The 23,042-nt window shown below is 71.1% G+C and carries 18 protein-coding genes; 5 read left to right on the top strand and 13 right to left on the bottom strand.

Annotation, left to right across the window (positions count from 1 at the left end; all coding sequences use genetic code 11):
- Window positions 1-403: 403 nt before the first annotated feature.
- A complete protein-coding gene (locus ACFY2X_RS06010) occupies window positions 404-3,406 on the top strand; it encodes a BTAD domain-containing putative transcriptional regulator (protein ID WP_389932945.1) in 3,003 nt (1,000 codons plus the stop codon).
- A 94-nt stretch (window positions 3,407-3,500) separates the two neighbouring features.
- On the opposite strand, the gene ACFY2X_RS06005 is transcribed toward ACFY2X_RS06010, so the two are convergent.
- From ACFY2X_RS06005 to ACFY2X_RS05990, 4 genes are all read right to left on the bottom strand, one after another.
- Window positions 3,501-4,481 carry an MsnO8 family LLM class oxidoreductase gene (locus tag ACFY2X_RS06005; RefSeq protein WP_389932942.1) on the bottom strand — a complete coding sequence of 327 codons (981 nt, stop codon included), beginning with the start codon at window positions 4,479-4,481 and terminating at the stop codon, window positions 3,501-3,503.
- Between the two features lie 235 nt (window positions 4,482-4,716).
- Window positions 4,717-6,273: an FAD-dependent monooxygenase gene (locus ACFY2X_RS06000; RefSeq protein ID WP_389932940.1), complete on the bottom strand. Its 1,557-nt coding sequence runs from the start codon at window positions 6,271-6,273 to the stop codon at window positions 4,717-4,719.
- Between the two features lie 185 nt (window positions 6,274-6,458).
- Window positions 6,459-7,604 (bottom strand): acyl-CoA dehydrogenase family protein, encoded by a 1,146-nt coding sequence (locus ACFY2X_RS05995; protein WP_389932938.1) that lies wholly within the window; start codon window positions 7,602-7,604, stop codon window positions 6,459-6,461.
- A gap of 77 nt (window positions 7,605-7,681) precedes the next feature.
- A complete protein-coding gene (locus ACFY2X_RS05990; RefSeq protein WP_389933687.1) occupies window positions 7,682-8,791 on the bottom strand; it encodes a M24 family metallopeptidase in 1,110 nt (369 codons plus the stop codon).
- 229 nt (window positions 8,792-9,020) lie between these two features.
- Between ACFY2X_RS05990 and ACFY2X_RS05985 the strand changes: the two genes are divergently transcribed.
- The 3 genes from ACFY2X_RS05985 to ACFY2X_RS05975 all read left to right on the top strand — a co-directional run bounded on the left by ACFY2X_RS05985 (window position 9,021) and on the right by ACFY2X_RS05975 (window position 12,972).
- Window positions 9,021-10,241 (top strand): PP2C family protein-serine/threonine phosphatase, encoded by a 1,221-nt coding sequence (locus ACFY2X_RS05985; RefSeq protein ID WP_389932935.1) that lies wholly within the window; start codon window positions 9,021-9,023, stop codon window positions 10,239-10,241.
- 37 nt (window positions 10,242-10,278) lie between these two features.
- Window positions 10,279-11,172, top strand: a complete 894-nt coding sequence (locus ACFY2X_RS05980) for a 5'-3' exonuclease H3TH domain-containing protein (protein WP_389932932.1) — start codon at window positions 10,279-10,281, stop codon at window positions 11,170-11,172.
- Between the two features lie 372 nt (window positions 11,173-11,544).
- The gene (locus ACFY2X_RS05975; RefSeq protein ID WP_389932929.1) at window positions 11,545-12,972 is read left to right on the top strand and encodes an RNB domain-containing ribonuclease; all 1,428 of its coding nucleotides are present in this window, start codon (window positions 11,545-11,547) and stop codon (window positions 12,970-12,972) included.
- Window positions 12,973-13,212: 240 nt separating this feature from the next.
- Here ACFY2X_RS05975 and ACFY2X_RS05970 read toward each other — a convergent pair whose 3' ends face one another.
- From ACFY2X_RS05970 to ACFY2X_RS05935, 8 genes are all read right to left on the bottom strand, one after another.
- Complete coding sequence (locus ACFY2X_RS05970) at window positions 13,213-13,380, bottom strand: hypothetical protein (protein ID WP_389932926.1); 168 nt, start codon at window positions 13,378-13,380, stop codon at window positions 13,213-13,215.
- A 135-nt stretch (window positions 13,381-13,515) separates the two neighbouring features.
- Window positions 13,516-16,245 (bottom strand): DEAD/DEAH box helicase, encoded by a 2,730-nt coding sequence (locus tag ACFY2X_RS05965; RefSeq protein ID WP_389932923.1) that lies wholly within the window; start codon window positions 16,243-16,245, stop codon window positions 13,516-13,518.
- Between the two features lie 71 nt (window positions 16,246-16,316).
- Window positions 16,317-17,192 carry a diacylglycerol kinase gene (locus ACFY2X_RS05960; protein WP_389932921.1) on the bottom strand — a complete coding sequence of 292 codons (876 nt, stop codon included), beginning with the start codon at window positions 17,190-17,192 and terminating at the stop codon, window positions 16,317-16,319.
- A 16-nt stretch (window positions 17,193-17,208) separates the two neighbouring features.
- Complete coding sequence (gene tatC, locus ACFY2X_RS05955) at window positions 17,209-18,108, bottom strand: twin-arginine translocase subunit TatC (protein WP_389932918.1); 900 nt, start codon at window positions 18,106-18,108, stop codon at window positions 17,209-17,211.
- A gap of 51 nt (window positions 18,109-18,159) precedes the next feature.
- Window positions 18,160-18,489, bottom strand: a complete 330-nt coding sequence (tatA, locus tag ACFY2X_RS05950; protein ID WP_389932915.1) for a Sec-independent protein translocase subunit TatA — start codon at window positions 18,487-18,489, stop codon at window positions 18,160-18,162.
- Between the two features lie 66 nt (window positions 18,490-18,555).
- Complete coding sequence (locus tag ACFY2X_RS05945) at window positions 18,556-18,744, bottom strand: hypothetical protein (protein ID WP_389932912.1); 189 nt, start codon at window positions 18,742-18,744, stop codon at window positions 18,556-18,558.
- A 23-nt stretch (window positions 18,745-18,767) separates the two neighbouring features.
- Entirely contained in the window at window positions 18,768-19,724 is a 957-nt protein-coding gene (locus ACFY2X_RS05940; protein ID WP_389932909.1) for a helix-turn-helix transcriptional regulator, read from the bottom strand.
- 78 nt (window positions 19,725-19,802) lie between these two features.
- A complete protein-coding gene (locus ACFY2X_RS05935; protein WP_389932906.1) occupies window positions 19,803-20,762 on the bottom strand; it encodes a helix-turn-helix transcriptional regulator in 960 nt (319 codons plus the stop codon).
- A 40-nt stretch (window positions 20,763-20,802) separates the two neighbouring features.
- Here ACFY2X_RS05935 and ACFY2X_RS05930 point away from each other — a divergent pair, with 40 nt between their 5' ends.
- A complete protein-coding gene (locus tag ACFY2X_RS05930; protein WP_389932905.1) occupies window positions 20,803-21,951 on the top strand; it encodes a DUF3866 family protein in 1,149 nt (382 codons plus the stop codon).
- A gap of 60 nt (window positions 21,952-22,011) precedes the next feature.
- On the opposite strand, the gene ACFY2X_RS05925 is transcribed toward ACFY2X_RS05930, so the two are convergent.
- On the bottom strand, window positions 22,012-22,917 hold the full coding sequence (locus tag ACFY2X_RS05925) for an FKBP-type peptidyl-prolyl cis-trans isomerase (RefSeq protein ID WP_389932903.1): 906 nt from the start codon (window positions 22,915-22,917) through the stop codon (window positions 22,012-22,014).
- Between the last annotated feature and the right edge of the window lie 125 nt (window positions 22,918-23,042).

Here is a 23,042-nt window from a genome sequence, read left to right as displayed (position 1 = left end):
GTCGATTACCGGGGTTACCGAGAAAGGTGGGAGGCATGGCCGCGTACGCCTCGCTCCCCGGGCCGCCTGGGCTGAACTTCTTGTACAACTCGCGCGTGGCCCACTCGGCAGCAGCCTCTATCCACCGGCCCTCGACGAGGCCACCACGGACGCCGTCCACCGCGGCGCATACAGCCGTCACGCTCCGAACCGCAATGAGGGCGGCTCGCCGGCCTCCGACGGGATATGGGCTCGCCTGCCGATCCACCGCTCATCACGGGCTCACGCCTCCGGCCCGGAGGCGTGAGTCCTTTCCGTCACCAAATGAAATGGGACACAGCCGTATTATTGAAGGCAAGTGTTTAAATCCGGTAGAAATGCCGTAGAGACGCTGTAGAATCTGGCACGTGCTACGGACGGTGACATGGACAACCCCATACGCATCCGCTCCCTGGGGCCGCTCGAAATCCTGAGGGAGGGGTGCTGGGTTTCCCCCAGCGGATTCAAAGCTCGCGGCGTTCTCGCCGCCTTGCTCGTCAACGCCCGGCTGAACGTATCCACCGACGATCTGGTCTACGAATTATGGGGCGATGAGCCTCCCTCGTCCGGCAGAACGCTGATTCGCGGATACATTCTGTCCCTGAGGCGATTGCTGGGCGATTCGGTGATCCGGCAGCGCGCCGGCGGCTACTGCCTCGACATCGCGCCCGAGGCGGTCGACGCGTGCCGCTTCGAACGTCTCAGCGACGAGGGACGACGCCACCACGGGCGCGGCGAGGCCGAGCAGTCCTCGCTCCTGCTGTCCCAGGCCCTGTCCCTGTGGCGTGGGCGCGTGCTTGCCGATGTGCGCGAGACGGCGCTGGTGGCGGCCTACGCCGAGCGCCTCGGCGAGCGACGGCTGATAACGCTCGAAGCCCGGATAGACAGCGATCTGGCCCAGGGGCGGCAGAGCGGGCTGGTCGAGGAGCTACGGGGGCTGGTGGCCGAACATCCCTTCCGGGAAGGCTTCACCGTCTTACTCATGAAGACCCTGCACGCGGCGGGCAGACGGGCCGAGGCCCTGCAGGTGTTCGCCGACCACCGGCGATGTCTCACAGAGGAATTGGGCCTGGAGCCGGGACCGGAATCCCAGCGGGTGCACCAGGCGGTCCTGGCCTGCGAGCCACAGGTCTCGGCCGCTCTCGCACCCGTGACACCGCGTCCGGCCCAGACCCCACCGGATGTCGTGGATTTCACCGGCCGCGACAAGGAGATCGCGCACTGGAGCGACATGCTCGCCTCGGGCGATCATCCCGCGCTGAGGACACTGGCGCTTTCCGGCCGCGCGGGCGTCGGCAAGACGTCACTGTCGGTCCACCTGGCACACCGGCTCCGCCCGGTCTATCCCGACGGCCAGCTCTACGCCGCCTTCACCGCGCACACCACACCCGCCACCGTGCTGGGACAGTTCCTGCGGGCACTCGGCGTACCCGGCTCGGCGATTCCCGAACCCCTCGCCGAGCGAACACACCTCTATCGCAGTCTTCTGGCCGACCGCCGCGTCCTGGTCCTGCTCGACAACGCCGATTCCGAGGCACAGGTGCGCGCGCTCCAGCCCGGATCGGCGGGGTGCACGGTGGTGGTGACAAGCCGAAAGCGGCTGCTGGGCCTGGAATCGGCGTACTTCGCCGATCTCGACGTCCTGGAGCCCGATCCGGCGGTGAACCTGCTCGCCAAGATCGTGACAGCCGAGCGGGTCGCACGGGAGCCCGAAGCGGCGCTGGAGATCGTCGAGTTGTGCGGTCGTCTCCCGCTGGCCGTACGGATCGTCGGGGCGCGCGCGACCGCCCGGCCGCAGTCGCGGCTGTCGGCCTTCGCCGCGGAACTGCGAGACGAGGCCTCCAGGCTCCACCGGTTGAAGGCCGGCGACCTCGATGTCGAGGCCGCCATCGCCACCTCCTACCTGGGCCTCGACCAGCCACGACGTCACCTGCTGCGGCTGCTCGGGCTGCTTGAGGTGCCCAGCTTCCCCGCGTGGGCCGCCGCCGCCCTGGCCGACGTCTCCGAGCGATCCGCGCAGGAGTCACTGCTGTCACTGGTGGACGCGCGTTTGGTCGACGAGGTCGGCACCGGCCCGGAAGGGCGGGCGCGGTTCCGCCTCCACGAGCTGATCCGGATTTTCGCGCGCGGGCGCGCGGAGGCGGAGGAGGACGCCGGCGCACGCCTGGCCGCCCTGTCCCGGGCGTTCGGCGGATGGCTCTTCCTCGCCGAAGAGGCCGGCGCGAGGCTTCCCGCCCGCACCCTGGCCCCGCTGCACGCGGCCGCGCCTCGGTGGCGTCCCCGCGCGAGCGAGGAACTCGTGAGCGACCCGTTCGCCTGGTTCGAGGCCGAGCGCGAGGCGATCGCCGCCCTGGTACGGCAGGCCGCCGCGCTCGGACTGGCGGAGCTGTCCTGGGGCGTCGCGGCCGCCGCCCAGACCTTCTACGAGCTGCGCGATGCCCATGAAGGCGTGCGGACGCACCAGGTGGCGCTGGCCGCCTGCCGCGTGTCAGGGGCGCGACGGGGCGAGGCGGTCATGCTCCGCAACCTCGCGGACCTGCACGCCGGCAAGTCCGGCGCGACCCTCGACGACAAGCTCACCTCGGCCGAGGCGGCTCTTGCGATCTTCCGCGACCTCGGCGAGCGGTACGGCGAGGCCGACGCGCTCTACCTGGCCGCCGACGCCCATCGGCTACGCGGCGACCATGACCACGCCGTCGCCTACCTCCAAGAGAGCGTCGATCTCGCCCGATCACACGGCTACCGGCTCGGCGAACTGCACGCGCTCCAGCAGTTCGCGATGGTCGGTCATCAACGGGGACGGCACGACGAGGCGCTCCAGTATGCCCGGCATGCCCTGGTGATGGCGGAGGAGCTGGGCAGCCCGCGGGACGAATGCGTCGTGCGCGGCCTCCTCGGCGTGATCCACAAACGGCGGGGCGAGTTCCTGGAAGGTGGTGCGCAGCTGCGCCAGGCGACCACGAACGCCCGCGCCGCCGCGGATCCGCTGCTGGAAGCCCAGATGCTCGCCCATCTCGGACAGCTTTATGTCGAAGAGGGCCATGCCGATGCCCGGCAGACCCTGGAGCGCGGCCTGTCGCTCAGCGCCGCCTGTCACTACGACTTCGGCCAGGCCGTCGCCCTGCATGGACTCGGCGTCCTGGACTGCGCCGAGGGGCACCTGGCGGCGGGCGTCGCCTGGCTCCGCTCGGCCGCGGAGCTCTGGGAGCGGCTGCAGAACGTCTTCGGGAAGGCACGCACGCTCGCGGCGCTCGGCGAGGCCCACGCCAGAGTCGGCGACCAGGCCGCGGCACGCCATGCCCTGACCCTGGCCTGCCAGGAGTATCGCAAACTGGGAAACGAGCAGGAGGCCGACCGGATCAGCGCCCTCATACCGCATCAGCCTTAGACCGAACCGGCGCGGCCGGAAGCCGGGCCACTGATCGGCTTGCGAACCGGGCCCCAGCGTCGCCCGCCGGCCCCGACGGTGTGCTCGTGCTGGTCTACCGGCCTTCCGCCAGCTGAGCCAGGCGCCGGTAGGAGTCGAGGCGCTCGCCGAGGTCGAAGGTGTTCATCGTGACCAGCACCTCCGCGGCCCCCGACCTGCCGACCAGCGTCTCCAGAGCGTGGGCGACGTCGCCGGCCGTACCGCGGATCTGCCCGGCGAGTGCCTCGCCGAGCAGTTTGCGCTCCGGCTCGCTCTTGTCCAGCGCCTGAATCTCCGCCACGGGCGACAGCGGCGGGAAGGCGCCTCGCGTCCTCGACACCGCCGTCGACCAGGCCTCCGGCAGCTGCAGCGCCTCGGCCTGCGCCGCCGTCTCGCCGACCGCGACGTTCACCGCCACCATCACGTACGGCACCGTCGCCCACTCCGACGGCCGGAACGCCGCGCGGTAACGGGCGACCGCCTCGTCCATCCGGGGCCCGCCGCCGATCACCATCGGCAACCCGTGCTCCGCCGCGATGTCCGCCCCCGCGCCCATGGCCAGCACGAACGCCTGCGGCCGCAATCCTTCCGCGGGAAACGCGTGCACGCCCGGATAAGACTGCTGCTTGCCGGTGAAGAACCCGAGCAGCTCCTCCAGGTTCGCGCCGAAGTCCTCGGCGTCCCGCAGCTCGTGCCCGAGCGCCTTGCGTATCCCGCCGGTGAACCCGACCGACCGGCCCAGCCCCATGTCGATGCGGCCCGGGTACAGCGACTCCAGCACGCCGAACTGCTCGGCCACCACCAGCGGCCGGTGGTTGGGCAGCATCACACCGCCGGTGCCCACCCGGATCCTGGAGGTGGCCGCGGCCACCGCGGCGGCCAGCACGGTCGGCGCCGACCCGGCGACGCCGGGGACGCTGTGGTGCTCCGACACCCAGAACCGGTGGTAACCGAGCTCCTCCGCCTGCTGGGCGAAACGTACCGTCTCTCGCAGCGCCCGCGCCGGGTCCTGCCCGGCGCGGACGAGCGAGCGGTCGAGGATCGAGAATCGAGTCACCTGTCCTGCAACACCGCTTATTTCCGATAAAGTCCGGCGGTCCAGCGCACCGGCCGGTTCATAGACTCGCCCTGCATGCTCAGCGTGAGCGTGATCGTGATCGTGATCGTGATGCGCTTGCTCCTGAGGGGCGCATTCCAGGTGGGGCGCTGGAGGACGGGCTGGACGGCGTCACAGCCGGCCTTGGCTCAGGACGTCCCATGCCCTGGCCGACGACGGATCAAAAATTCAGACACTAGGCGGGGAACCCGCACGCGCGGCGCAGCGCGCCGGTGAGCGCCGCGGCGGAGAACTCCGGCAGCACGGCCGCCAGATGGCCGTCGGGACGGACCAGATGCACGCTGTCGGGACCGGTTTCGAGCGCGCGGGCGACGACACCGTCGACGTCGATGTCCGGCACCGCCAGCACCCGGACCGGCGTACCCGCCGGGCAGGCCGTACGGGATTGCCCGATCCGCTCCGGCCGGGCCACCAGCACGGCGAACCCGCTCCCGAACAGCCGCCGCAGGCGAGTGCGGGTCCCCCCGTCCACGGCGACCGGGCCGTCGGGACAGAGCACTCCCGGCACAGGAGGACGCGGTGCTCCCGGCTCCGTGGGCACCTGGCCCGCCGCCGTGGTGAGGGGGGAGTCCACATACCAGTACGGCTCGGCGAGCTTGCCCGAGTCGATCGACGCGCGGGCCTCCGGCTCCTCGACGGCCCTGGACAGCACCGAACGCCGCCACTGCCACTGCTCCGGGCTCTGCGGGGCCAGGAACTCCATGGTGTCCCCCGTCACCTTGAGATTGATCAGCGCCGCGGCCCGCCGTTCCGGCTCGTAGCTGGCGAGCAGCGCCTCTCCGGCGGCGCCCTGCCGCACGAGCCCGAGCTTCCAGGCCAGGTTCTCGGCGTCCTGAAGGCCCGAGTTGAGGCCGCGCGCCCCGAACGGCGCGTACAGGTGCGCCGCGTCGCCGGCCAGGAACACCCGCCCCCGGCGGAAGACGGAGGCGACCCTCTGATGGAAGCGGTAGGCGGTGAGCCAGACGATCTCGTACGGCCGAGAGCCCGTGATGCGCCGGATCATCGCGTCGACGTCGGCGGTGGCCGGGTCGAAGTCCGGCGGCACCTGCCAGTCGACGCGCCAGACGGAGTCGGGGCACTGATGGACCAGCACCTGCCTGCCGGGGTTCCACGGCGGGTCGAAGTAGAAACGCCGCTCGTTGGGAAAGGGCAGGTCCGCCTTGATGTCGCAGATCAGGAATCGGTCGTCGAAGGACCGTCCGGGGAAGCCGATGCCGGCCAGCCGCCGGACCGCGCTCCGCGAGCCGTCCGCGCCGATCAGGTGGGTGCCGCGCACGGTGACCCGGCCGTTCGCGGTGACCGCGTCGACCTCCACACCGGCCGCGTCCTGGCGGTAGCCGGACACCGAATGACCGGGCCGCAGGTCGATCAGCGGTTCGGCGGCGGCGCGTCCGGCCATCAGCTCCTCGACACGGGCCTGGGAGATGTTCGTCCAGGGCGGCAGAAGACCGTGGCCGGGGTCGGGAAAGGTCACCGTGAGCAGCTCGTGCTCGCGATAGTAGGTGCGTCCCGTGGTCCAGGTGACTCCCTCGGCGACCATGGTCTCGGCGCAGCCGATCCGGTCGAGGACGTCCAGGACGTCGCGCTGGAAACAGACGGCCCGGGAACCGCCGGGAGCGTGCCGGGGCTGAGCCTCCAGCACCACCGTGGGCACCCGCCAGCGGGCGAGGAGCAGCGCCGTGGCCATCCCGACCGGTCCGGCGCCGGCGATCACGACAGGATCCGCTTCCATACCGCCCGTCCTCGCCCCCTCCGCCCAGCAGATCACGTCACCGGCGGTGTCGGGCGCCCAGGCCCGCCGTCCGGGTCCGCGGACGGGCGAGGGCTCCGGACGTCACCTGCTCGCTCCTCCGCTTCGATCTTTCTCCCCGGCGACGCTCTTGGTTGAACCAGCGAAAACCAAGCGCTTTCAGACGGCTACCCCTTGGCCAGCGCCCGGCTGATCACCACCCGCTGGACCTGGTTGGTGCCCTCGACGATCTGCAGGACCTTGGCCTCCCGCATGTAGCGCTCGACGGGGAAGTCCTCGACGTAGCCGTAGCCGCCGAGAACCTGGACGGCGTCGGTGGTTACCTTCATGCACATGTCGGTGGCGAACAGCTTGGCCATCGCGGCCTGCGTGCCGTACGGCCTGCCCGAGTCGCGCAGTCGGGCCGCGTCCAGGTAGAGCGCGCGGGCGGCGGCGATCTGGGTCGCCATGTCGGCGAGCATGAAGCCGACCCCCTGGAAGTCGACGATGCGCGAGCCGAACTGACGGCGCTCCTTCGCGTAGGCGGTGGCGGCGTCGAACGCGGCCTGGGCCAAGCCGACCGCGCAGGCGGCGATGCCGAGCCTGCCGCCGTCCAGGGCGGCCATCGCGATGCGGAAGCCCTCGCCCTCCTCGCCCAGCAGCGCGTCGGGCGCGAGCCGTACGGCGTCGAAGCGGACCTGGGCGGTCGGCGAGGACTTCATGCCCATCTTCCGCTCGGGCTCGCCGAAGGACAGCCCCGCGGTCCCTGCGGGAACGTGGAAGCAGGAGATGCCGCGCCCGCCGTCGGGCGAGGTGCGGGCCATCAGGGTGTAGAAGTCGGCGGCGCCGCCATGGGTGATCCAGGCCTTGACGCCGTCCACGACGTAACCGTCGGCGTCGCGCACGGCGCGGGTGGTCAGGGCGGCGGCGTCGGACCCCGACTGGGGTTCCGACAGGCAGTAGGCGCCCAGCAGCTCGCCGCCGAGCATCTCGGGCAGCAGCGAGGCACGCTGCTCGGGGGTGCCGAAGGCGGCGACCGGGAAGCACGACAGGGTGTGCACCGACAGGCCCAGGCCGACCGCCAGCCAGCCGGCCGCGAGCTCCTCGATCATCTGAAGATAGACCTCGTACGGCTGCGCCGCGCCGCCGTGCTCCTCGGGGTAGGGCAGCCCGAGCAGCCCCGCCCGGCCCAGGGTCGTGAACACCTCGCGAGGAAAGCGCCCGGCGGACTCGTCGGCCGACGCCCGGGGCGCGACCTCCTTGGCGACCAGTTCGCGGACCAGGTCCAGCAGGTCGTGGGCCTCGGCGGTCGGCAGCATACGCTCAACGGTCATATCCGCATACTCCAGGTCATGGCGCGAACGACAAAAGGGATGACCGGGGTCACCGGCCACCCCGATTGTGGCATCTGTTACACGATGACGAGCTCACGAGGCCGGTGGTTGACCCGCTCGCCCCCCTCCTCGGTGCAGATGAGGATGTCCTCGATGCGGGCGCCGTGGACACCCGGCAGGTAGATGCCCGGCTCGACCGAGAAGGCGAAGCCCGGTGCCAGCGGCTCGGTGTTGCCCGCGACGATGTAGGGCTCCTCGTGGGTCTCCAGGCCGATGCCGTGACCGGTGCGGTGGATGAAGTAGTCGCCGTAGCCCTCGGCGGCGATCACCTCGCGCGCGGCGGCGTCGATCGACTCGCACGACACGCCGGGCCGTACGGCCTCGCAGGCGGCCTCCTGGGCGTGCCGGAGCACCTCGTAGTACTTCACGAAGTCGGCCGGGGGCTCCCCGACGCAGTAGACCCGGGTGGAGTCCGAGCAGTAGCCGCTGGGCATCTGGCCGCCGATGTCGATCACGACCGGCTCACCCGCCTGGATGACCCGGTCGGACAGCTCGTGATGCGGGCTGGCGCCGTTGGGCCCGGAGGCGACGATGACGAAGTCGACGGTCGAGTGCCCGGCGGCGATGATCGCGTCGGCGATGTCCCTGCCGACCTCGCGCTCGGTCCGGCCCGCCCGCAGGAACCCGGGCACCTGGGCGTGCACGGCGTCGATGGCCGCGCCCGCCTCGCGCAGGGCGGCCGCCTCGGCCGGGCTCTTGCGCATGCGCAGCCCGCGCAGGACGGTCCCGGCGAGCACCTGCTCGGTGCCGGGCATCGCGTCGCGGAAGCGCAGCGACTGCATCGCCCACATCCGGTCGGCCAGGCCGACCTGGCCGACCCGGCCGAGACGCGCGCCGACGACCGCGTAGGGATCATCGGTCTCGTCCCAGGGCACGAACTCGATGCCGAGCCTCGACGCCGGAGAATGCTCGGCGGCGGGCAGCTCCAGGCGGGGCACCATGAGGAAGGCGTCGCCCCTGGCCGGGAGCACCAGGCAGGTGAGCCGCTCCAGCGGCAGCGCCTCATAGCCGGTCACGTAGCGGAGATCAGGGCCCGGCGTGAGAAGCAGCGCGTCCAGCCCGGCGGCGGCGGTCGCCTCCTGGGCTGCGGCGAGGCGGGCGACGGGATACAGGTCAGAGGACTCCATTGTCACATCGACCAATGTAATCCCGGGCGGATCGGCAGCACACCCGGCCCTGGGCCGACCAGGGAAAGTCCGGAAAACCTCCCGGGACGGCAACGCCTTCACTACACTCCGTTGAAGTACAACTACATTTCGTCAAACAAAGCGTCCAAGGCCCAACCTTTCGAGAGCGAGCTAAATGGTCGGCGTAGTGGGCGGCCACCAGCCACCCCTCCACCCACGAAACGACCACGTGACCGGTTCCGCCCCGCTGACCGCGGCCGAGATGGTGCAGCGGTTGCGCGGAGAGCTGGACGAGCACATGGCCGTGGAACGAGAACTCCTCACCGCGCGGCTAGCCCATGCCGCGCGGCTGGGCAACCTGGGTTGGGCCGAGTGGAACCTCCAGACCGGGGAGTCGGCCTGGTCCGAGCACGCCTACGCCATCTTCGGCCGCGACCCCCACGAGGGCCCGATCCACCTGCGCGATCTGCTCGCCCACGTCGAGGCGGTGGACCGGGCGGGCCTGGACCGGCTGCTGCGCACCGTCATGCAGCACGCCGAGCCGGGACAGGCCGAGTTCCGCATCCGCCGCCAGGGCGAGGTCCGCAATCTGCGCGCGGCTCTTGAGCCCCTCGCCACCGGCGGGCGCGCCACCGTGCACGGCGTGATCCAGGACATCACCGGCTGGCGCCAGGCCGAGCAGGCCGTGTCGGAGTCCCGGCGCCAGCTGCTGGAGATCAGCGAGCAGGCGGCCGAGGAGCGGCACCTGAGCGTCGCCCTGCGCGACGCGATCATGCCCGACCTGGGGGTCGCCGTCGACCTGCCGCACACCCGGATCGAGGTCCGCTACGTCCCGGCCGGCATGAAGGCCGGGCTCGGCGGCGACTGGTACGACGCCACCACCCTGCCGGACGGCCGGGTGGTGCTGACCATCGGCGACGTCTCGGGGCACGGCGTGCCCGCGATAGCCCAGATGGCCCGGCTGCGGCACGCGCTGATCGGGCTGGCGACGACCGGCGAGCCTCCCGAAAGGCTGCTGACCTGGCTCAACGACCTGGTGATGCACCGGCTGGCGGAGACCACCGCGACCGCGGTGATCGGCCATCTCGACCCCGCCACCGGCGTGTTCACCTGGAGCCAGGCCGGCCACCCGGCACCGATCCTTGTTCGTGACGGGACGGCCGTCCAGCTCGACCCGCCGGCCGGGGTGCTGCTGGGGGCCACCCTCGCCGAGCCGTACGAACCGGCTCGCGTGGAGCTGCGAGAGGGGGATCTGCTGCTGCTGTTCACCGACGGGCTGGTCGAGCGGCGTGCCCGCGACATCGACGAGGGTCTCGCGCTGGCCCTGGAGGCGGCGGTGGATCTCCTCGGCGACGACCTGGGGGCCGGGCTGGACCGGCTGATCGAGGCGGTCGGCGGCCCCAATCCCGAAGACGACACCTGCGTTCTGGCGATCGGCGTGCTCGGTTGACGTGCCGGCGATCGGCGTGCTTGGTTAAATGGTCGCCATGCCCGGCTTGATGCTTCTCGACACCCCGTCGCTGTACTACCGCGCCTTCTACGGGGTGCCGGAGTCGATGACCGCTCCCGACGGGATGCCGGTCAACGCGATCCGCGGCCTCATCGACATGATCGCCATGCTGGTCCGGCAGCACTCCCCCAGCGCGCTGGTCGCCTGCATGGACGCCGACTGGCGCCCGGCGTTCCGCGTGGCCGCGATCCCGACCTACAAGTCTCACCGGGTCGCCGAGGGGAACGCCGAGGAGACCCCGGCCACGCTGGTCCCGCAGGTGCCGGTGATCGAGCAGGTGCTCGACGCGGTGGGCATCGTCCGCCTCGGTGTGCCCGGCTACGAGGCCGATGACGTGATGGGCACGCTCGCCGTCCGGGCCAAGGGCCAGGCGGACATCGTCACCGGCGACCGGGACATGTTCCAGCTGGTGGACGACGCCCAGCCGATCCGCGTCCTCTACACCGCGAGGGGGGTCAAGAACCTCCAGCCGATCGACGAGGCCGCCGTCACCGCCAAATACGGCATCCCCGGCCGCTCCTACGCCGACTTCGCCACCCTGCGCGGCGACCCCAGCGACGGGCTGCCGGGCGTGCCCGGGATCGGCGACAAGACCGCGGCCGCCTTGATCACCCGGTTCGGCTCGCTGGAGGCCCTGATCAGGGCCGTGGACGAGGGAGGCGAGCTGACCTCGGGCCAGCGCGCCAAGCTGGGCGCGGCCCGCGACTACCTGCGCGTCGCCCCCACGGTGGTCCAGGTCGCCCGCGACGTGCCGATCCCGGAGCTGGATCTCTCCCTTCCCGCCGGGCCCCGCGACCCGGAGGCGCTCACGGCCCTGGCCGAACGCTACGGCCTGCAGGGCCCGCTGGGGCGCCTGTCCGCAGCGCTCTGACCTCGACCGGAGGAAGGCGCCGGGCGTGGCCGATGGCCGCCACCCGGCCGCGGGTGTGACCAGATGCCCGCAGGTGTGGCCGGACGCCCGCGGGCACGGCAAGGTGTCCGCCACCCGGCCGGGGCATGACGGGCTCCTGGCGCCCATCGGGGTTCTCACGCGCCGACTCGCGGAGCGCCGCGAGTTGCGGGGGCGATTCGGGGGAAAACGTAATACCCGACCACCTGCGCGCGGAGGACACCGGAGTGAAGAAAACGACCTCGTTCGAGCACGGACCCCGCGACCTGTTCACGATGACTCGCCGATCTGTCGTCGCATGCCCCCTGGACATCCGGTGAGGTCGACATGACGGGGAACGGTAGGTTGATCCCCGTGCCGCATAAGAGCATCCAGCTGTCCGGAGGGTCCCATCCGCGACTCGATGATGGCTTTGAGCGGATCCGCCGGGAGCTGAAGCTTCCGGGAGGGTTCCCCCGAGCCGTGACCGAGGAGGCCGAATGGGTCGCCGAGGTGCCCAGGCTGCCTGAGCTGGACCGGACCGATCTGCCGTTCATCACCGTCGACCCGCCCGGGTCCATGGACCTGGACCAGGCCATGCACCTGGAGGAGCGCCCCGGCGGCTACCGCGTCTGGTACGCCGTCGCCGACGTCGCGGCGTTCGTGCGGCCCGGAGGGGCGATCGACATCGAGGCGCGCAGCCGCGGCGAGACCGTCTACATGCCCGACGGGCGGGTGCCGCTGCACCCGTCGATCCTGTCGGAGGGAGCCGCCAGCCTGCTGCCCGGGGTGACCCGGCCGGCCGCGCTGTGGTGCGTCGATCTGGACGCCGACGGCCAGGTCGTGGGCGTCGATGTGACACGGGCGCTGGTGCGCAGCCGGGAGCGGCTCGACTACGACTACGTGCAGGCCGCGGTGGACACCGGCACCGCCGACGGCACGCTGCGGCTGCTGGCCGAGATCGGCAGGCTCCGGCTCACGCTGGAGCGGGCCAGGGGTGGGGTCACGCTTCCCACACCCGAGCAGGAGGTCGTCTCCGACGGGGACGGCTACCGGGTGGAGTTCCGCGCCACGCTCGACGTCGAGGCCTGGAACGCGCAGATCTCGCTGCTGACCGGTATGGCCGCCGCCTCGATGATGCTGGACGCCGAGATCGGCCTGCTGCGGGTTCTGCCGCCCGCCCCCGCCGACAGGGTCGCCCAGGTCCGCCGGGTGGCCGCCGCGCTCGGCGTGCCGTGGCCGGAGGGCGCCTCCTACGGTGACGTCGTGCACGGCCTCGACCCGAAGATCCCCGGGCAGGCCGCGTTCTTGCAAGAGTCGACGGTGCTGCTGCGCGGGGCCGGATACGTGGCCTTCAACGGCGAGCCGCCCGCTCAGGCGGAGCACGCCGCGGTGGCCGCGCCGTACGCGCACGTGACCGCGCCGCTGCGCCGCCTCATCGACCGCTACGCCACCGAGATCTGCCTGTCCGTCGCGGCGGGCGAGCCGGTGCCCGAGGAGATCCAGCAGGTGATGGACGGGCTGCCCGGCACCATGCACGCGACCGGGCGGCGCGCGAGCGCGGTCGAGCGGGCGTGCGTGGATCTGGTGGAGGCGTTCGTGTTACGCGAGCGGGTGGGCCAGACGTTCGACGCGGTGGTGATCGACGTGGACGACAACCACTCGTGGGGTCAGGTGCAGGTCACCGATCCCTCAGTGGTGGCCCGCTGCGACGGAGAGCGGCTTCGGCTGGGCGAGACGGTCCAGGTACGGCTTACGCGCGCCGACCCGGCCACCCGGGAGGTCCGTTTCAGCGTGGCCTGACCGCGTCCGGCTCGGCGCGATCCCGTTCAAGTCGACACGACCGCACTGGGCGCGCGACCCCGTTCAAGACCGATGCAGCCCCGTTCAAGCCGGTGCGACCCCGTTCAAAGCCGATGCAGCCCCGTTCAGGCCGATGTGACCTCGTTCAGGGCTGGCGTGACCCCGTTCAGGCCGTGCGATCGCGCTGGGCGGCCGAAGCCGCGCCCGGAGGCTCCGGGCTCGGCCTCGGCCGCCGCGCGGTCACTTCTTCAGGCTCCAGCCCGCCCCGACACCCATCAGGTGCAGCGCGACGCAGAGCAACCCGGCGGTGCCGAGCGTGGTGACGGTCACGACGTTGCCGACGGCCACACCGGCGATCTCGAAGATCAGGGCGAGTACGAACAGAAGTGCGGCGGCGAGGGCGAACATGCCTACCTCCCTGGGCGGGGGTTGAACGGGTTGCGCATATGGGAATTTCCATCGCGATCACCCAGGAAACAGCCCTTGAGGTTACGTTCCGCGCACTAGCCGTCACAAGGTATTGACCGGGCGGTCAGTTAGGCGTCAGGTCATCGACGAGTAGGCCACCACTCCGCGCCGGATCGCGTCCATCGCCTTGCTCGCGTTCTGCTTGATCTTGCTGCCTCCGGGGGCGGCGTCGGAGAGCTGGCCGAGCAGGTCGAGCAGTTGCTTCATCCAGCGGACGAAGTCACCGGCGGCCAGTTCGGAGCCGTTGATCCCGTCGCTGAGCACGGCGTCCAGGCTGTGACCCTTGGCCCAGCGGAAGGCGGCCCAGGCGAACGCGAAGTCGGGCTCCCTGATGAACGACAGGCCGTGGTCGCTCTCGATGGACTCCAGCTCACCCCAGAGGTGGACCATCTCCCCCAGCGCCTTCTGCGCGGCGCCCGCGGGGATCTTCGGCCGCCGGGCCTCGTCGGCCTGCCTGGACTCGAAGACCAGCGAGGACACGCAGGCCGCCAGCTCGGCCGGGTCCAGGTCGTCCCAGAGGCCCGCGCGCAGGCATTCGGCGGTGAGCAGGTCCAGCTCGGTGTAGAGCTGGGCCAGACGGCGGCCCTCTGCGGTGACGTTCTCGCCGTCGAGGTAGCCGAGCTGGTCGAGCACCCCGCAGACCTTGTCGAAGGTGCGGGCGATGACGTGGGAGCGGCCCTCGACCCTGCGGCGCAGGCCCTCGGTCTCGCGCAGCAGCTTGTAGTAGCGCTCGGCCCAGCGGGCGTGGTCCTCACGCTCGTCGCAGCCGTGGCAGGGATGCCGGCGGATCTCCCTGCGCAGGTGGAGGATCTCGTCGTCCTCGGCCGCGTGGTCGCGCGCCCTGACCGGCTTGCCCAGGTCACGGTCGCCGATCTTGGCGTGCATGGAGGAGACCAGGTTGGCCCGCTCCTTCGGCGAGCGGGAGTTGAAGTTCTTCGGGATGCGCAGGTGCTCGACCGGCTCCACCGGGACCGGGAAGTCGGCCGGCGACAGCTTCTTGACCTGCTTGCCGATGGTCAGCACCAGCGGGGACGGCCCCTCGCCCCGGGCGTTGAGCCCGGGATCGAGGACGACGGCCAGACCGGCGCGGCGGCCACCGGGGACGCGGATGATGTCGCCCGGCTTCAACGCCTCAAGCGAGCGCAGCGCCTGCGCCCTCCGGGCTGCGCCGCGCTGGCGCGACAGCTCGGCCTCGCGGTCCGACAGCGCCCTGCGCAGCCCGGCGTACTCCTCGAAGTTACCCAGGTGGCACGTCATCGCCTCGCGGTAGCCCTCCAGGGCCTCCTCGTGGCGGCGCACCTGCTTGGCGATGCCGACCACGGCCCGGTCGGCCTGGAACTGCGCGAAGGAGGACTCCAGGAGCGTCCTGGCGCGTTCCCTGCCCACCTGGCCGACCAGGTTGACCGCCATGTTGTAGGAGGGGCGGAAGCTGGAGCGCAGCGGGTAGGTGCGGGTGCTGGCCAGGCCCGCGACCTGCAGCGGGTCCAGGCCCGGCTGCCACTGGACCACCGCGTGGCCCTCCACGTCGATGCCCCGCCGTCCGGCCCGCCCGGTGAGCTGGGTGTATTCGCCGGGCGTGAGGTCGGCGTGGGTCTCGCCGTTCCACTTGTCGAGCTTCTCGATCACCACGGACCGGGCGGGCATGTTGATGCCCAGCGCGAGGGTCTCGGTGGCGAACACCGCCTTGACCAGGTTGCGGGTGAACAGCTCCTCGACGACCTCCTTGAAGGTCGGGAGCATGCCCGCGTGATGGGCGGCCAGGCCCCGCTCCAGGGCGTCGCGCCATTCGAGGTAGCCGAGCACGGCCAGGTCCTCGTCCGGCAGATGCGCGGTGCGCTCGTCGACGATCTGGCGGATCTCATGGCGTTCGGCGTCGGTCGTGAGCCGGATGCCGGCCTGGACGCACTGCAGGACGGCGGCGTCGCATCCGGCGCGGGAGAAGATGAAGGTGATCGCGGGCAGCAGGCCCGCGGCGTCGAGGCGCTCGACGGCCTCGGCCCGGTCGGGCGGGCCGTTCCTGCGGGGACGGGAGTAGCCGCGCCGGCCCCTGCCGTACGCCAGGCGCTCCTCGTCCTTGGCGATCCGCATGAGGGTCGGGTTGACCTGCGGCCGCGGGCCGTCCTCCTCCGACACGAACAGGTCGTAGAGACGGTGGCCGACGAGCATGTGCTGCCAGAGCGGGACCGGGCGGTGCTCGTCGACGATGACGCTGGTGTCGCCGCGGACCTCGCCCATCCACTCGCCGAACTCCTCGGCGTTGCTGACCGTGGCCGACAGGGCGACCAGCCGCACCGACTCGGGCAGGTGAATGATCACCTCTTCCCAGACGGCGCCGCGGAACCGGTCGGCCAGGTAGTGCACCTCGTCCATGACGACGAAGCCGAGCCCGGCCAGGGTGCCGGACCCGGCGTAGAGCATGTTGCGCAGCACCTCGGTCGTCATGACGACGATCGGGGCCTCGCCGTTGACGCTGTTGTCACCGGTGAGCAGGCCGACCTTGGCCGCGCCGTACCGCTTGACCAGGTCGTTGTACTTCTGGTTGGACAGCGCCTTGATGGGGGTGGTGTAGAAGCACTTGCGCCCCTCCTGAAGGGCCAGGTGCACGGCGAACTCTCCCACGACGGTCTTGCCCGATCCGGTGGGAGCGGCCACGAGGACTCCGTCGCCCGCCTCCAGCGCCCGGCAGGCGTCAAGCTGGAACTCGTCCAGCTCGAAGTCATACAAACCGCGGAACGAGGTCAGTGCGGGCCCGCTGTCGGCCTGGCTCTGACGGAAGGCAGCGTAACGTTCCGCTGGGGTCGTCATGGCTCCAGCCTACCGATATCGGAATTCCGGTCCGCCCGTCGATGCCGGGCGATCGCCGGGACTGCGCCTCCCTAAACGAGGACCCGCAGCGAGCCGGGGACGACCTCGCACGTCAGGGGGATCGGGCCGATCCGCTCGCCGTCGGCGTAGGCGATCACGTCGGGGGCCTCCAACGTGATCCGGCGGGCGCGCCTGATCGTGACGGAGGGATGGGTGGTGTGAGAGCCCTTGTAAACGCGGGGGAAGGCGCGCAGGAGCTGCCCCTTGGGGACGGCGCCGAGCATCGTCACGTCCAGCAGGCCGTCGTCGGGGACGGCGTCCGGGCAGACCCGCATCCCGGCGCCGTAGGAGTGGGTGTTGCCGACCGCGACCAGCATGGCCTCCTGCTCGATCACCTCCCCGTCGAGGTCCAGCCGGAACGGGATCGGCCGGAAGGAGCGCAGCTCCTCGACCATCGCGACCAGATATTTGGCCATGCCGGGCGGCCAGGTCATCCGATTGGCCCGCTCGTTGACACGGGAGTCGAAGCCGCAGGCCATCACACTGGCGAACCACTCGTCCTGGCCGAGCTTCACGGCGTCGATCGTGCGGGTCCGCCCCTTGAGCACGATGCCGGCGGCGGCGAGGGCGTCCTTCTTCGGCAGGCCGAGCGCGCCGGCGAAGTCGTTGCCGGTCCCGGTGGGGATGATACCCAGCGGCACGTCGGTTCCGGCGACCGCCTGGACGGCCAGGTGGACCAGTCCGTCGCCGCCGAAGGCCACCAGCGCGTCGGGGCCCTCGGCGACGGCCGTACAGGCGCGCTCCAGGGCGTCGTCGGCGGTCCTTCCGACGATCACCGAGACCTCGTTGCCCCCCTCCCGGAGTTTGTCCAGCACAGGGGCGAGCAGGCCGCGTGAGCGGCCGCCACGGGCAGCGGGGTTGACGAGGACGGCGATCTCTCCGGGCACAGACCGGAACATACCTCTATTTGGGCGAATCGACGTCCGTCGTTCCCAAATCGAGAGAAGAGTCGTCGTCGGGGAGGCTGGAGGCCTCGTCGTCGGACAGGTGGGAGAAGTCCTCACCCTGCGGCGCCCTCTTCTCCCGCAGGTACATGAACCCTTCGGCGAGGGCGAACAGGACGACCATGGGCAGGGCCAGGGCGAGCATCGAGAACGGGTCGGTGCTCGGGGTGGCGATCGCGGCGAAGAGGAACATGATGAAGATCACCATGCGGCGATGCTTGGCCACCGTGGCACGCGGCAGGACGCCGATCACGTTGAGGAACACCATCAGCAGCGGCAGCTCGAAGGAGATGCCGAAGATGATGAGCATGACCAGCGCATAGCTCAGGTAGTCGTCCATCTCCAGCAGCGGGAGCGCGTTGTCCGGCGCGAAGCTGAGCAGGATCGCCAGGCCGGTGTCCATGATGAAGTAGGCCAGCGCCGCCCCCGCCAGGAACAGCGGGATCGCCAGGCCGAGGAACGTGATCGAATAGCGCTTCTCGTTGCGGTAGAGGCCGGGTGTCACGAAGGCCCAGATCTGGTACAGCCACACCGGCGAGGAGGCCACCAGCGCGAACATCGCCGCGACCTTCAGGTTGACGAAGAACGCCTCGAAGACCCCGCGGATGGCGAACGTGCACTCACCCTTCCGCAGGACCTGCGAGATGGGCAGGCTGCAGTAGGGCTCGGTGATGAAGGCCCAGATCGGCTCGAAGAAGAGGAGTCCGACGATGATGCCGGCGACCATCCCGAGCAGGGCGATGACCAGGCGGTTGCGCAGCTCACGGAGGTGCTCCATGAGCGGCATGCGCCCCTCGGCCGATTCCTCGGGCGGTACCGACCCGTTCCGGCCCGATTTGGGCCATTTCAGCAGCGCCATTCGCGAATCCCGGTCCGAGAGGTGAAATGATCAGGGACGAGCTGGGAGTCCCTACTGGGGCTTCTGCGCACCGGCCTGAGCGCGCAGCTTGGCCGCCTGCTCCTCCAAGACGCGGGCCTGCTCCTCGACGGACGGCGCGGGAGCCGCCGGGGTGGAGGAGATCGGCTGCGGGGCCGGAGCGGCGGGCTGAGGCTGCGCCTGGACGACGGTGGCCGTGGGGGCTGCGGCGTCGTCGTCATCGCGGAGCTTGGCGGTCTCCGCCTTGAAGATGCGCAGCGAGCGGCCGAGCCCGCGAGCGGCGTCCGGCAGTTTCTTGGCACCGAACAGCAGCACCAGGATCAAACCGATGATGATCAGCTCAGTAGGCCCCAAGTTAGGCATGACACATCCTTAAACCGAGCGACACACTATTCCTGACCCTGATCGTACGCTGCCTGGAAGACAGACTCATCCCTTTGAACCCCGTATCGCCCCGGCTCTCTCCCTGAGGGCGGCCTGTGCCGGCTCCAGCCTCCGACGCGTCCTGTCCACCTGTCTGCCCAGCTCCCGGGTCGCCAGCAGCACGCGAACCCCCAGAAAGGCGAGCACGGCCACTCCCGCGAAGGCCAGCGCGACCGCGACGAAGATCCAGCTCATGTCGTGAAATCCTAACCGGGATGTCAGGAAACGGACTCGTAAAGTTTCAGCGCCGACGCCGCGGCCTCCCTGACATCCTCCGCCAGGGAGTCCGGGGAGAGCACCCGGCCGGTGTCGCCCAGGCGCAGCGCCAGCCGTAGCAGCCACTTCTGGTCCCGTGCCCGCAGCGCCACCTTCAGACGCCCCTCGCCGAGCTCCTCGACCTGCTCGCACGGGTAGTATTCGGCGACCCAGCGGCCCGCCGGGGTCAGCTCCAGCTCCACCAGCTCGTCGGTGGGCGAGGGCCGGAACACCCCTGGGGTCACCTCGTCGGGCACGGCGCCGGCGGGCGGGTCGGCCGCCACGTCGAGCATCTCGACGGTGAGCATCCGGTCCAGCCGGAACAGCCGCACCGCCTCGGCCCGATAGCACCAGCCCGACAGGTAGGAACGGCCGTCCACCACGACCAGGCGCATCGGGTCGACCTCGCGCGGGGTGATCTCGTCGCGGCCGGGCACGTAGTAGCGCAGTGACAGCCGCCGGTGGCGGCGCAGCGCCTCCTTGACCACGGGCAGCCCGTCGGGCGCGGCGTCCACCTCGACCGCGACCTGGCTGCTGACCGTGGCGGCGCCCTGGCCCGCGGCCTGCTCCAGCTTGGCGATGACCCGGGCCAGCGCGTCGCGATCGCCGAACTCGGGCAGCTCGGTGAGCGTCCGCAGGGCCACCAGCAGCGCGCTCGCCTCGTCGACGCCCAGCCGGAGCGGCCGCGCGATGGTGTCGGCGTTGTCGATGAGGATCTCGCCGCCGTCCCACGAGACGTCGATCAGGTCGCCGGGGGTGTGGCCGGGAAGCCCGCACATCCACACCAGCTGCAGGTCGTCGATGAGCTGCTTCTCGCTCAGCCCGAAGATCTTCGCGACCTCGGGCACCTGGGCCCCGGGGTGCGACATCAGGTAGGGCACCAACGCCAGCAGCCTGGGCAACCGGTCGGCAGTGCTCATGGCCCGCTCCGCTCCGCGTTCGCGACGCCGCGCACGCTCACTTGTCACTCCTTCTTGTACGGCCCGGCCTCCGGACCATCACGCCAGAGCCCCCTTGAGGCGGCAGATCACGGCGTCACGGGCGTCCGGCGGCCCGATCACCTGGGCGTCCGCGGCGAACCCGACCACCCATCCGGCCAGCCTCTCGACGTCGGTGAAGTCGACGTCGAGCTCGTCCCACCCGTCGGCCCCCGGCCGTACGGCCCTCGCCACCTGGCGCAGTCCCTGGCAGGCGCCCTCCCGGACCCGGATCAGCGCGGTGCGTTCCTGGACCGTCATGGCGTCGCTGTAGCCCACCATCGACCTGAGGTCGACCCCCTCAGGCACCACGACGGCGCCGGGACGGCCGACCGTGGTGACCGGCCCGCTGATCCGGCTGAGCCGGAACACCCGGGGCGCGTCACGGTCACGGTCGTGACCCACCACGTACCACCGGCCGCGCCGGCTGACCACGCCCCAGGGCTCCACCATGCGGGTCAGCACGCTCTGGCTGGCCGCCGCCCGATAGGCGAAGCGGACCGCGCGCCGGTCGCGCACGGCCTCCCACAGCGCGGGGAAGGCCGGGTCCTGGGTATCGACCCGCAACTCCAGCGCGCCGCCGAGCACTCCCCCGGCCTCGTCGGTCTCCACCCCTCCGGCCCGCAGCTTCAGCAGCGCCCCGCTGGCCGCCTCGGCCAGGCTGGCCCGCTGCCACACCTGGGCCGCCAGGCCCACCACGGCCGCCTCGTCGGGCTCCAGGGTGATCTCGGGCAGCTCGTAGGCCTGCGGGACGATCCGGTAGCCCGGATCCTCCTCCCAGGGGTCCTTGTGGACCTCGATCGGGATGCCGATCTCGCGCAGCTCGTTCTTGTCGCGCTCGAACATCCTCTGGAAGGCCTCGTCGTTGTCGGCATCGTAGCCGGGCACCGCATGGCGGATGTGCTCCGCGCTGAGCGGCCGCCGCGTGGCGAGCAGACAGATCACGAGGTTCAGCAACCGTTCGGTCTTCCTGCGTGACATCAGGCCTCCCTCCCTGTTCAAGTGACGCTACTCTTCCCGCGTGATCAGATGGCGCAGGGGCGAGGTAATACGGATCCGGCGTGAGTGGCCGGGGGCGGTGGAACTCGACGTCACCACCGAGGATGGCAGCGCGCGTGCGCTGGCCTACCCCGCCCTGGTGGGACGACCGGAGCCCGGCGACGCGGTGCTGCTCAACACGACCGCGCTCGCGATGGGCCTCGGTACGGGAGGTTACGCCATGGTGGTGGCGGTTCCCGACCGATTGCCGGAAGATCCGCACGGCCCCGGACACCTGGTGAAGGCACGCTACACCCCGTTGCAGGCAACCGTGCTCGGCGCCGACGAGCAAGACTCGCCCTTCCACGAGGTGCTCCGCGACGCCGACTCCCTGGACGGCATGCCGGTGATCATCGCTGACCTGCACTCCGCGCTCCCGGCGATCCTCTGCGGCCTGTACGGCTCGCACCCCCCGGGGCGTCCGTCACCGCCGGACGGGGCCGGGAGTCCGGAGCCGGACGCCCGGGACCGGGCGGAGCCCGCGGACCACCGGCCCGCCCGGGTCGCCTACGTGATGCTCGACGGGGGCGCGCTGCCGGCGTGGTTCTCCATGTCCTGCGCCCAGCTCAAGGAGGCCGGCTGGCTGAGCGGGGTGATCACGGTGGGTCAGGCGTTCGGCGGCGACGTGGAGGCCGTGACGTCGCACACGGGACTGCTCGCGGCTCGCCACGTCCTCGGCGCCGACGTGGCGATCGTCACCCAGGGGCCGGGCAACCTGGGCACCGGCACTCGCTGGGGCTTTTCCGGCGTCTCTGCCGGAGAGGCGATCAACGCGGTGGCCGTCCTGGGGGGCCGGCCGGTCGCGGCGCTGCGGGTCAGCGAGAGTGACCGGCGCGAGCGTCACATCGGGGTCTCCCACCACTCACTGACCGCCTACGGCCGGGTCGCGCTGGCCCCGGCCCAGATCGCCGTGCCTCGGCTGCCCGGAGAGTTCGGCCGGCGGGTCGCCGAGCAGGCCGCGGCGCTGGCCGTACGGCACGAGCTGGTCCAGGTGCCCGTGGACGGGCTGTACGAGGCGCTCCAGGGCTCTCCCGTGCGGCTGTCCACGATGGGCCGGGGCCTGGACGAGGATCTGGCCTACTTCCTTGCCTCGGCCGCCGCCGGCCGCCACGCGGCCTCGCTGCTGTCGTAGAAGTCCTTGAAGGTGAAGGCCTGCGGGGTGGGGCCTCGCCGGTGAGGACGCCCGGGGCGCTCAGTAGGCGGCGAGGACGTCGACGACGAAGACGAGGGTGTCGGTGGGTTTGATCAGCGGCGGCAGGCCGTTCTCGTAGCCGAGCCCCGGCGGGACGATGACGGCGACGCGGCTGCCGGCCGGGACGCCGACCAGCGCACGGTCCCAGCCGGCGATGACGCCGCCCTTCCCGATCTGGAAGGACTTGGGCTGCCCGCTGTCCCAGGTGGAGTCGAAGGACGCGCCACTCCCCCAGATCCTGCCTTCGTACTGGGTGACGAGGAGCTGTCCGGGCCGGGTTTTGGCGCCGGTTCCCTGGATGAGAATCCTGCTCTGCAACCGGGTGGGAGGCTTGGCACGCGGCAGGGTGAGAGCCGGGCGTTCACCGGAGGCTCCCGCGACCTTGACCCCGGCCAGGACTCCGGGGCCGCCCCTGCCCCTGGCCGCGGCGTCCGGCGGGAAGGCGCCGAGAACGTCGACCACGTAGAACAGCTCGTCGTCGGCGGTCATCCCGCCGGGCGGATTGGGGCCGTAGCCGTCCTCGGGTGGGATGGCGGCGACGACGCGGCTGCCGACCCTGTGCCCCTTCAGGGCCTTGCCGACACCGGCGATGGACGGGCCCAGCGGGAAGGAGGCGGGGGCGCCCTGGTTGAAGCTGGAGGCCAGCAGCCGGTTGTCCTCCCCGTCCCACACGTGCGCGGTGTAGTGGGCGACGACCAGGTCGTTGCCCTTGATCACGCTGCCGGTGCCGGCCACCTGCTCCCGGATCCGCAGGTCGGAGGGGGGCCTGCCCTCGGGAAAGCGGACCGTGGGCTTGTCGCCGAAGTCTCCGATGACCTCGATGTCCGGACCCGCCTGGCCTTCGGCCGAGGTGCAAGCGCCGACCAGTGTGAGCGAGAGCGCGGCGATCAGTACGGGGATGCGCATCCGACTCCCTAGGACCTGCTCCGTGGACCTTTCCCGTCTACCGCGGTCACCCGGACGACGCCTCGCCGCGCCGCCGTCACCGCCCGCGGCTCCGCGCCGTGGCCGGTTCCTTCGCCTTGCGAGGC

Source organism: Streptosporangium sp. NPDC000396, from assembly GCF_042898655.1.
GTDB lineage: Bacteria > Actinomycetota > Actinomycetes > Streptosporangiales > Streptosporangiaceae > Streptosporangium.
The sequence above is the reverse complement of the archived record's forward strand: the minus strand, read 5'-3'. Positions and strand labels throughout refer to the sequence as shown.